Source organism: Planococcus sp. APC 3906 (assembly GCF_030407685.1).
GTDB classification, from domain to species: Bacteria; Bacillota; Bacilli; order Bacillales_A; family Planococcaceae; genus Planococcus; species Planococcus koreensis.
The window spans coordinates 100,104-110,661 of the sequence record NZ_JASDCW010000010.1 but is presented as its reverse complement, the minus strand read 5'-3'; the positions used below and the strand labels follow the sequence as shown (position 1 = coordinate 110,661).

Annotated in this window: 8 protein-coding genes; 4 read left to right on the top strand and 4 right to left on the bottom strand. The window is 48.2% G+C overall.

Translation table 11 applies throughout. The features are described from left to right. Both QMA09_RS08075 and QMA09_RS08070 read left to right on the top strand, forming a co-directional pair. On the top strand, positions 1-1,849 hold a 1,849-nt coding region (locus tag QMA09_RS08075), incomplete at its 5' end, for an FAD-dependent oxidoreductase (RefSeq protein WP_290212731.1). Between the two features lie 199 nt (positions 1,850-2,048). After that, positions 2,049-2,441, top strand: coding sequence for a DUF805 domain-containing protein (locus QMA09_RS08070; RefSeq protein WP_290212730.1), 393 nt, complete (start codon positions 2,049-2,051; stop codon positions 2,439-2,441). Positions 2,442-2,489: 48 nt separating this feature from the next. Here the strand turns inward: QMA09_RS08070 and QMA09_RS08065 are convergent, their stop codons facing one another. Then, complete coding sequence (locus QMA09_RS08065) at positions 2,490-3,200, bottom strand: DUF998 domain-containing protein (RefSeq protein WP_290212729.1); 711 nt, start codon at positions 3,198-3,200, stop codon at positions 2,490-2,492. 599 nt (positions 3,201-3,799) lie between these two features. Continuing rightward, positions 3,800-5,308: a glycerol kinase GlpK gene (gene glpK / locus QMA09_RS08060; protein ID WP_290212728.1), complete on the bottom strand. Its 1,509-nt coding sequence runs from the start codon at positions 5,306-5,308 to the stop codon at positions 3,800-3,802. 235 nt (positions 5,309-5,543) lie between these two features. On the opposite strand from glpK, the gene QMA09_RS08055 reads away from it, so the two are divergent. Continuing rightward, positions 5,544-6,716, top strand: coding sequence for a DUF2157 domain-containing protein (locus tag QMA09_RS08055; RefSeq protein ID WP_290212727.1), 1,173 nt, complete (start codon positions 5,544-5,546; stop codon positions 6,714-6,716). Continuing rightward, positions 6,713-7,159 carry a GDYXXLXY domain-containing protein gene (locus QMA09_RS08050; RefSeq protein WP_290212726.1) on the top strand — a complete coding sequence of 149 codons (447 nt, stop codon included), beginning with the start codon at positions 6,713-6,715 and terminating at the stop codon, positions 7,157-7,159. Before QMA09_RS08055 ends, QMA09_RS08050 begins: the two co-directional genes overlap by 4 nt. A 40-nt stretch (positions 7,160-7,199) precedes the next feature. Here QMA09_RS08050 and QMA09_RS08045 read toward each other — a convergent pair whose 3' ends face one another. Both QMA09_RS08045 and QMA09_RS08040 read right to left on the bottom strand, forming a co-directional pair. Next, the gene (locus QMA09_RS08045; RefSeq protein ID WP_290212725.1) at positions 7,200-8,915 is read right to left on the bottom strand and encodes a CocE/NonD family hydrolase; all 1,716 of its coding nucleotides are present in this window, start codon (positions 8,913-8,915) and stop codon (positions 7,200-7,202) included. Between the two features lie 28 nt (positions 8,916-8,943). Further along, entirely contained in the window at positions 8,944-10,494 is a 1,551-nt protein-coding gene (locus QMA09_RS08040) for a glycosyltransferase family 2 protein (protein ID WP_290212724.1), read from the bottom strand. Positions 10,495-10,558 lie beyond the last annotated feature (64 nt).

Below are 10,558 nucleotides of genomic sequence, written 5' to 3'. Positions count from 1 at the left end.
TGGACTCGCTGGAGCAGCCCTTGCAGCCATCATTTTTGGTATCGCTTGGCTTTTCGAGACCTCTTCTGCCAGCAAGGCACCGCTAAGCAAGGAAAGTTATGACGTTATTGTAATAGGCGGAGAACCTGAAGGGGTGGCCGCAGCCGTTTCAGCTGCACGCAACGGCGCTGAAGTTCTGCTGGTGGAAGAACGGAGCGGGCTTGGCGGGCTTATGACATTCGGCAAACTCAACTTCATCGATATGGTCCAAGGTATCGGAGGCCATAATGCTATCGGCGGTATTTTCAAAGAATGGCATGAAATGGTCGGTGCTGATAGTGCTTTTGAAATCGAAAGAGCCAAAAGTGCTTTTTTGGAACTCGCGGAAAAAGAACCCACGCTGACCCTATCGTTCAATACTGAGCTCAAAAACGCAGTGAAAGACGGCAATTCCACTGTCATTGGTGCGGTGCTGACAACACAAGGCAAAGAATTCACTGTTTACGGCAGCCGTTTTATCGACGCAACCCAAGACGCCACCTTTGCTACCGATGCCGGTGCCCCCTATTATTTAGGAGGCGAGGACATCAACCTCAAAGACCGCTTGATGGCTGTAACTCCGGTCATCCATTTAACAGGCGTTGATTGGGAAGGTGTAAAAAGAGCGGCCAAAGAAGAAACCTTCGGCCCTGCTGAAGTGACCCCTTCCGTTGGCTGGGGCTTCAGTGAATTGCATTACGATTACAAACCCAAAGAAGGGAACACGCGCCTGCGCGGCTTGAATATCGTCCGCACAATACCAGAAGGCGGCGAGGAACAATTTTATATCAATGCCCTTCAGATCTTCGGCGTTGATGGCCTCGACAAAAAATCAAAAACGGAAGCACTGGAAAAAGGCAATCGGGAAGCAGAACATATCCTGTCCTATCTCCGTGCCAATTTCCCAGGCTTTGAAAACGCAGTTATCGCGGAACCCCCTTCCGAGCTATACGTCCGGGAAACGCGCCATATAAAATCCGAATATATGCTGCCCATGTCTGACATCTGGAAAAACGCTGACCACTGGGACAGCATCGGATTCGGCGGCTACCCTGTCGATGTTCAAGCAACTTCATTAGGGGATTATGGCTATGTTCTCTCGAGCCCGGTGCAATACGCTATTCCTTTCCGCTCATTGGTGCCGCTCGAAATTGAAAACCTGTTGGTTGTCAGCCGCTCAGCCGGTTATTCTTCACTCGCTGCCGGCAGCGCCCGTATTATTCCGACTGGCATGGCAGCTGGTGAAGCGGGAGGTGCCGCAGCGGCATTGTCGCTCGAAAAAAACATCACCTTCCGCCAATTGGCAAATAACGAAAAAGCGATACAGGAACTGCGCACTGGTTTGAAAAACCAAGGCGCGATGCTGGATCATTTCGACCTGCCCTACCCTTATGAAGGCGAGTGGTTTGACGGCGCGGTGCAATTTCACCTGGATTACGGCCTGGCTGCGGGGGGCTATACGAATGACTTAGGGGTTGAAGAACCGCTCAACACCATTAACTTCTCGAATATGCTGTCAATGGGCCTTTTGCGCATAGACCAGAAATTGCATAATCTCTACAAGCCTCGCTTCGACGCTATTTATGCCCTTGAAGGCGTCGAGCAGCAAATCCTGACGCGGAATGGCGCTGCCTCTTTCATGATTTCCGTATTCACAGATGAACAGCTGGAAAGCGATCCTTGGAACCAGGTGCTGGAATTGGGGTTGATCGACAGTTTCATCCATGAGAAAATCCCTGAAGAGCGCGAATTGATCCGTGCGGAGGGATTCTATCTCAACTACTGGCTGTTGGCTGAGCTGAAAAAGAAAGCCGAAGCTGGCGATAGTTAGAAGCCAGAAAATTTTTCATCACTTAAATGACTCAAGCCGTCTTTGCATTTTAGCAAAAGACGGCTTTTTTTGTATTTTTTCCTCTCTATTTATCAATAATTGAAAATAATCAGTATATTTGGTTAAAACTATCTATACAGCATTTAGGTAGATTGGTATAATCATATTAATTAAGCATTACTACCTAGGAGGTTTGTTTATGCAGGATTTTGTAAATGCCGTCAAAAAGTCATTCGATTTCAAAGGGAGGTCCAGAAGAAGAGAGTTTTGGATGTTCATGCTGATCGCTTCAGTGCTTGCTGCAGGCCTAATCATTATCGAAACATTGCTTGGGCTGCAATTGGCTCAGGATATCGGCATCTTATCTACAATCTACGCGCTCGCCATTGCCGCTCCAACTGTCTCTGTGACGATACGCCGCCTGCATGACACCGGCCGCAGCGGATGGTGGTCCCTGCTGTATCTCGTTCCTGTCATCGGATGGGTTGCGCTCATCGCTTTCACCTTATTCAATAGCGACCTGGGGGCAAATGCATATGGCAAAAGCCCGAAAGCTTGGAACTCCGTTTATACGCCGATCAACTATTATTAATGCCATCCGCCCTTCCGCACTTCGGAAGAGCGGTTTTTTTCATTGTCATCACCGCCCGGATTGCCGGTACACATCGATAAGGCCAATCCGTTCTAAATCCAACGCTGATTTTTTTGGCAGCTTGGCGTTGAACAGGAAAAGCGAAAGACATAGGAGCCAAAGCTGCAATGTGAAGATATTGATGCGTTCCACCAGGCCAGCAATAGCCATGCCATTGTTCAGCACAACGGGTGTGGCAATTCCTGAAATGGTCACCACCACCGCGCAAACCAGCGATAGCGTTCCGATTGACCGGAAATACTCTGTCTTCAGCAGGCCGAAGCTAATGGCAAAAATCGCCCCGATTGCCGACAATGCGACAATCGCTGTTACTGCCAAATGCATGAGGTTGCCGGCAGTCAGTACAGCACCTCCGTCTTCGAGCGGAAATAGGTTATAGCCCACAAGCGATGTAAATTCCATGACGATCAGCAGCGCCGCTCCAGTCAATGCCCATTTATGGACCTTGTATTTCAAAAAAAGCATGTACACCGACACGGAAAAAACCAAAGCCAAGATGCCATAAATAACGGTGAATATTTTCAGCATGCCCGCATCTGGAGCGCCGTTGCCGGTCAATTCGCTGATGGTCTGCCTGACATGGCTGTAGCCATCCCATAAAGCGCCGCCAATGATGACATGCAGCGTATAGACGATAGCCGCAGCTGCGCCGCTAAGGGCCATTTTTTGCCACAAGCCTTTGCCTTTCCTGTTCCCCATGTTTCCACCCCATTTCAAAGAATGCAAGCTGATTTACTGAATAACATACGACGGCAGACGCAATAACCCTTTATTTCAATAAAAAAAGCCTGTGGATGTAGGCAATCCACAGGCTTTCGGGTAGTAGACAAATAAAAATTTAGCTATTTAAAGAATAAAAAGTCATTTCATCTTAGGTATACCGGATTCTGCGCTCCATGCGGACGCTTTCCGCGGACGAAGCGCTGAGCCTCCTCGTCGCAAGCTCCTTCGGGGTCTCATCACTCCGTTCTTCCGCTGGAGTCGCCGCATTGCGCTCCGAATCCTTGAGAGATTGCTTATGAAAAAATGGATGAGTTGGTTACTCTCTCCAATTAGAGCAAGATGCTGACAACCGGACTGGCCACGAAGACTCCTGTGGGACAGCGAAGGCTGAAGACCCCGCAGGAACGCCAGTGACGAGGAGGCTGAAGCTGAGCCCACGGAAAGCGAAGTGGCTAGACCGGTTGGGTTATACACAGTTATTCATGTTGATTAGATTTTGCCTATAGTCTGAAAGCCTATGGATGTAAACAATCCACAGGCTCTGCATTCAATTTTTGGCCGCCAACAAATATGGGTCAGCCGCCATTCTTTGTTTTGAACGTTCTGGTGGCCGCGACGGCTTGCTTCCAGCCGCTGTACAGCTCATCTCGCTGGCCATTTTCCATCGACGGATCAAATGTCTTATCAAGCTTCCATTGATGTGCGATTTCTTCTTTGTCTTTCCAATAGCCGACAGCGAGACCGGCTAAATAAGCAGCGCCGAGTGCAGTGGTTTCCTGGACTTCCGGCCGTTCCACAGGCACTCCGAGCATATCGCTCTGGAATTGCATCAGCAAGTCATTGGCTACTGCTCCGCCGTCGACGCGCAATGTTTTCAGCTCGATGCCGGAATCTTCGACCATGACATCGACGACATCCTTCGTCTGGTACGCGAGAGATTCAAGAGTGGCGCGGATCAAATGGGACTTGGTGGTGCCGCGCGTCAAGCCGAAAATCGCCCCTCGTGCATCCGTATCCCAATAAGGCGTCCCGAGCCCAACAAAAGCCGGCACCATGTACACCCCATCAGCGGTTTCCACTTGCCTTGCGAACTGTTCGCTGTCGGAAGCCTTGTCCAACAGCTGCAGCCCGTCACGCAGCCATTGAATAGCGGATCCCGCTACGAATATGCTGCCTTCCAGCGCATACTCCACTTTGCCGCCGACTCCCCAAGCAATCGTAGTCAGCAAGCCGTGTTCGGATTTCATGCCTTGCTCGCCGGTATTCATCAACATGAAACAGCCGGTGCCATAGGTGTTTTTGGCCATGCCTTTTTCAAAGCATGCTTGGCCGAACAATGCTGCCTGCTGGTCTCCGGCAATTCCCGCAATCGGCACTTCGCAGCCGAAGAAATGATAGTCGATTGTATGGGCATAGATTTCAGACGATGGCCGCACTTCCGGCAGCATGCTTTCCGGCACCGTTAAAATAGCCAATAATTCCTTATCCCATTGGAGTTCGTAAATATTGTACATTAAGGTACGGGACGCATTGCTGTAATCCGTCACATGCCGTTTGCCGCCTGACAGCTTGTAGACCAGCCATGAATCGATCGTTCCGAACATCAGGTCGCCGCGATCCGCTTTTTCCCTGGCGCCTTCCACATGGTCAAGGATCCATTTGACTTTCGTCCCTGAGAAATAAGCGTCGAGCAGCAAGCCTGTTTTCTCCCGGAATTTGCCTTCAAGGCCCTGCTCCTTTAAATCCTTGCAGATTGCATCTGTCTGGCGGGATTGCCAAACGATTGCTTTGTACACAGGTCGGCCAGTATGGCGGTCCCAGACAACTGTTGTTTCACGCTGATTCGTAATGCCAATCCCTGCCACCTGATTCGGATTGATGTCTGCGATACGGAGCACTTGCGCTATGCAAGCCAGTACGGAAGTCCATATTTCGCTGGCATCATGTTCCACCCAGCCAGGCTTCTGGAAAAACTGTTCGAATTCCTGTTGCCCGACCGCGACGATTTCCCCTTCGTGATTAAACAGAATCGCACGTGAACTGGTGGTCCCTTGGTCGATTGACAATATATAATCTTTAGCCATTATGCTTCCCCCTCTTAAATACGAGCTCCCATTGATGGTTTCGGCCAAAGGCCTTTTCCCCATTTTACCCTTCGCGGCTCCCTTAAAACCAGCTTTAACTGTTAAATGCCAATGCATGTTGAAAATCAAATATGCAGTAAAATATTCCTGTTTCTGCGTGCCTAACCGCTCTTATTTTCTATCAATTCTGATAATAAAGGTTTATAATACAGGTAAAGATTAGGGAGGTGCTTGTATGGAAACCGAACGGAAATTGGTGCAGTGGCGCAACGAAGGATTGCTGGACCAAGCGGCTTTCGACCGCATTTTAGCATTTGAAAAACGCCAGCCGCAAAAGAGAAAAGTGCCGTTGCTTTTGGTCATCGGACTTATTTTCTTCGCTCTGGCCGTCTTCAGTTTTATCGCCGCCAACTGGCAGCTGATCCCGGATTTGCTGAAAGTGGCTATGGTCGTTTTGCTGATGTGGATTTTTTATATCTTAGCTTATTTTTCAGAGAAAAAGCATTTTGGACGTCCGATCATTTTCAGGCTGCTCGGTTTGGCAATGTTCGCAGCGAGTATCCTGGTAACTGCGCAGACATTCCATTTTTCTACATCCAACTCGGTGTTGCCGTGGGCTATCTACATTGCTGCACTAGCCCATTACTTCTACTGGCGCCATTTTGCTTACTCTGTTGTCGCATTCATATTCGGCATCTCAACATTGATGTCGTTCCTGCCGCAAGCCGGCTGGCTTGAATGGGGAATCTTCATTGCCGTGGCTTTGGCATGGTTCTTCTTCAGCAAAGACAATGCACCGATGATTTTCAGCTGGATGCTGCTGTTCTTCTCAGGGCTGATGCTGTGGAATCTGGTCGAGTATAACAGTCCGTTTTGGCCAGTCTGGACTTTATTCGCGCTCGTATTGCTGCTAATCATCATACCGGCTGACAAGCAGCGCTTGCTGTCGCCGCTGTACCTGGTTTTTGGCGCAATCATGCTCGTGGTCTATTTAGCAGTGCGCGGCGAAACCGAAATGTCGCTTGTCGACTTGAATTGGCCGGAATCGATTGCGTTAGCAGTAGCTGGGCTCGTTGTCCTAGTGGTGGCGTATGTCAAATTCAGACCAGTCATGTGGATTGCCCTGCTTGGCGCGATGGGCTTCCTGTTATTTGATGAAACAGCCATCGCCTTGGCGATCGTCGCCGAACTGTCAGCTCTCGCCTATTTGATCATTGCCCAACGGCAAGATAAACCACTGGCACTCGGCTTCATTTATTTCATCGTCGTACAATTCGTCATTTATGTCATCTATGCGTGGGAACGCCTGGATATGTCGCTGTTCTTCCTGATCGGTGCGCTTCTGCTGTTCGCCCTTTCCGGCATCGCCTGGTGGCTCAACCGTAAGAGAGAAGGTGTTTCACCATGAAAACATGGCTCCTGCCTATACTCATGACCGTATTCGTGGCAATCCTTGTCACCAGCTTCTATGCGGCTTCCTGGTTCGGTGACCAATACATGCTCCGTGCCGAACCTTACGATCCGTTCGATCCGTTCTATGGCGAATATGTCATGCTGCAATATCCTGATCTTGAAGCGCCTTCCGGCATCAAAGACGGACCCATCTATTTCACCTTGAAAGAAGAAACAGATGGCTACGCGGTCATTGACCGGATGGAAAACGAACCGTTTTTCGGCGCCATCAGCGGCACCACTTATGATAACCGTGTCGTTGCACCACAGCTTGAACAATATTACGTTGAACAAGGCCTTGGACCTGATTTGGAAGATGCAGTCGATTTGCAAGTGACCATCGATGTCTCTCCATGGGGAACAATACGCCCAATCAATTTAGAAGTACGGGATGAATAGCAAAAAGCCGCAGCGTCCGCTGCGGCTTTTGATTTGGTTTTCATTTCATTGTGTCGAATGCCGGCACACCGATCAATGGCAGCGACAGGCTGGATGGATGGTTTTCGTCCTGATAAATTGTCACCGCTGATGGCCTTTGGTTCTTGCCAGGGCCTTGCGGTGATTTCTGGTCCGGCTGCATTTCTGCACCACCTGCAATGCTCAGGCGCAGCCGGTGATTTTTTTGAAAAACATAGGATGTAGGCTGGAATTCGACTGTATACTCGTTGATTTCCCCAGGAATGAGGAGCTCGGGTTCTGTTCTCGATTCGGCGCGGCTCGCATTCAAATACCCGGCGGCCACCTGCTTCGAGCTGCCATCAGGGGCGACATCGGTCAGCTGCAGCACGAAATCCGCATCTTCCGCATTCACTTCCGCCCAAAATTTAGCCTTCATAACGCCGGTCACTTCAGTCGGCGCCGACAGCCTGCCTGTCGTCCACGTCGCTGTTTTCGTTTCGTATTTATGCTGATTAGCCAAAAAACGCCCCGTTGCGCTCAATAATGTCGGCAAAAAAGGCCCCTTGATCGGCGAATAGCCATAGCTCGTGAAAGCTACAGGCTTTCTCGGTGCTTGCTCTGTCAATGACCCATCATTAAGGCTGAAGATGGATCCGCTTTTTTGATCGCTGAAAAACAATTCCTCAAGCTGTGCATCTGGGATCGGCCATGCGCTTTCGTAGCGCCATTGCTCGGCTCCCTGTACATATATCAAAACCGGCGGCGATGAACTCACGCTGTTCTGCTCTCCATTCAATTGATGGTCGAGCCACAGCGCCTGGTAATCCTCAAATTCATACGGCATAACCGCAGATAAACGCGAATGCCCTCCTGCGGACATGATCAAGTGGCCGCTTCCTTCTGCTGAACGGATGTGTTCATAGGCATCCACATTGCCCGGGCTGATGTAATCGTTCCAGCCGCCGGAAACGAGCACCGCTACGCCTGCCTCCGCAATTTCGTGCAGCTGATTTTCTGCAACAGTGCGATCCTGCCACCAGCTGTCGTAATTCCGGTGGACTTTCGCAGCCAGGAATTCTTCGGTCCGTTCAACCCTGCCTGTCCCCGCTTCCATCCCCCCAGGATGCCATAAGAATTCATAGCAATCGGCGCAGGCAATGACGGGGCTGATTGCTTTCAAGCTCGGCGGCAGCTCTTTTGCCGCAAGCCATTGTGTAATGCCTTGCAGCGAGGCGCCAACCGTTGCGACTTCACCGCTGCTCCATTGCTGGGATGCTGCCCATTCGATCACATCATAGCCGTCTGCGGCATAAGATTCATAAAGTCCGATTTCGCCTTCGGATGCCCCCGTTCCCCTCATGCTGACATGGAGCACTGCGTAGCCCCGTTCCGCCAAATTCATCAGCGGTTCTTCAGACGGCCCTTCCGCTTTGCCATTCCCATAGCCATTCAATTGGACAATCGTAGCATACGGGCCCTCCAGCCCTTGCGGAAGCAATAAACGGCCCTCAAGCTTGATGCCATCCCTCATTGTTATTTTAATTGTTTCATCAGTCTTCACTGTATAAGACCCGGGAGGCAAACTTTTCCGGTCCCCGACCCATTGCCGTTCTTCTGTGCCCATTCCTTTGCCAGTATAAGCGGCTGATGGCGAAAACGCCTCGCCTGCCGCATCATCTTTCGAGAATCCAATTAGGAGCAGTACGATGCCTAACGCCAATAACACCGAAACCGCAATAATGTAGCGCCTCGCCATGAGCCTCCCCCTCTTTTAAAACAATCTCTTACTTCTTAGTTAAAAATCGGAAGTATTTGTCTAAAAGTTTTTTCTTTCTTTTTACTTGAAGCGTCATGCTCAAGTTTCCATAATTCGTTCCATATAGTTTTAACGAGACATAACCTATGGTCAACTTCTCTTCTTTTATTATTGAAGTAAACGGCAACCTCACTCTAGCAGGTTGAATTTCCGGATAGTCATTCAGCCGATAATAGAAATCGAATACCGCTTTTTTATTATAGTTTTGAAAATTACTTTCATTTATTTCACTTGTAAAAGTCTGATTTTCAAATGGATAGATGGCTTTATCGTCAACCTGCTCAGTTTTAAAATTTCCGCATATTATTTTTTCACCTGTGGCACGGTCTTGAGCATATAATTCTCCTGCCATTGAACGCGACGCTTTTGGCACTAGTATGAACCCGTCTAGCAACCATTTTGTCCCACGATTTGAAACTGTCCCGATAATTACGGTCGGTTTCAAGAATTGAGTAATTTCAAATCGCTTGCTAAAACCATTTAAAATGAATTTTCCGTCTTCTTGAGAAACGATAGATTCACTTTCAGAGTTAGTCAACATTCGCGAAAAAAGCAGCAGATTCGAATAATCTTTGTTTATCAAAAGATCATAAATATTTTTTTCTTTTGGCGGTAATTGGAGTGCTGTTGTTTTAGATACGCTTGAAAGAAATCTTAGAACCACGCTTTCCCATTCTTCCCTATCTTTTTCTTCTATAAGCGCATATTTTAAAGCATGCAGCCTGATAATATCATATAGGCTTTTAAGGTCGTTTTGTTCGATTATATTCTTATCTTCCGCCATTTCTTCCAACCATTGACGGTTTTCCTGCAATGCTTCAAGCCGATGCAGCGTATTATCCAGTTTCATTTGTTGCTGTGTAATAGAAGGTGTATCCTCATCGTCCCTAACTCGCCAATGATAGACAACTTCGTTGATCACTTCAATTTTTTTCGCCAAAACAGCGGCCTTCATCGTCAAATTTAGATCCTCATAATATTTCCCTTCTTTAAATGCTAAACCATTTTCAACAATCAAGGATTTTCTCCATAATTTGTTGCAAGCTATGCTATCCTGCAGCATTTCCGGATGTGTGGAAAGTGTAGTTGATCCTGAATCACGATACAAATTAAATTCGAGGTGGCGTATTGGAATGTATTTTCGATTCTCATTAAAACGGACCACTTTCCCTACAGCGTAATCTGCATGGGTCTTATCAGCAGCTTTAAAAAGAGACTCAATCGCTTTTGGAGGAATAGAATCGTCGGCATCCAAGAAAAAGAGATATTTTCCTTGGCTTAGGGAGATCCCCCGATTTCGAGTGTAACCTAGTCCATGGTTTTCCTGATTATAAACTTTGAATCGGGAATCCCTATGGGCGTAAGCGTTAAGGATTTCTTCACTATCATCCGTCGAACCATCATTTACCATAATCACTTCGTAATTAGAGAAGGTTTGTGACTTGACCGATGCAAGACATTCATTCAAATAAGGAATCGCATTGTAGACTGGTATTACAATTGAAACAAGTTCAGCCATTCTGCTTACCTCCCATTCTTTTATAGAAATAAAAAGAGTTGCCGTTTCAGCAACTCTTTTTCCA

Bases quoted from the DNA above. Each gene is read 5' to 3' on its own strand.
- QMA09_RS08050 (WP_290212726.1), top strand. From the start codon at position 6,713: ATGAAAACATGGCTCCTGCCTATACTCATGACCGTATTCGTGGCAATC.
- glpK (WP_290212728.1), bottom strand. From the start codon at position 5,308: ATGGCTAAAGATTATATATTGTCAATCGACCAAGGGACCACCAGTTCA.
- QMA09_RS08040 (WP_290212724.1), bottom strand. From the start codon at position 10,494: ATGGCTGAACTTGTTTCAATTGTAATACCAGTCTACAATGCGATTCCT.
- QMA09_RS08045 (WP_290212725.1), bottom strand. From the start codon at position 8,915: ATGGCGAGGCGCTACATTATTGCGGTTTCGGTGTTATTGGCGTTAGGC.
- QMA09_RS08065 (WP_290212729.1), bottom strand. From the start codon at position 3,200: ATGGGGAACAGGAAAGGCAAAGGCTTGTGGCAAAAAATGGCCCTTAGC.
- QMA09_RS08070 (WP_290212730.1), top strand. From the start codon at position 2,049: ATGCAGGATTTTGTAAATGCCGTCAAAAAGTCATTCGATTTCAAAGGG.
- QMA09_RS08055 (WP_290212727.1), top strand. From the start codon at position 5,544: ATGGAAACCGAACGGAAATTGGTGCAGTGGCGCAACGAAGGATTGCTG.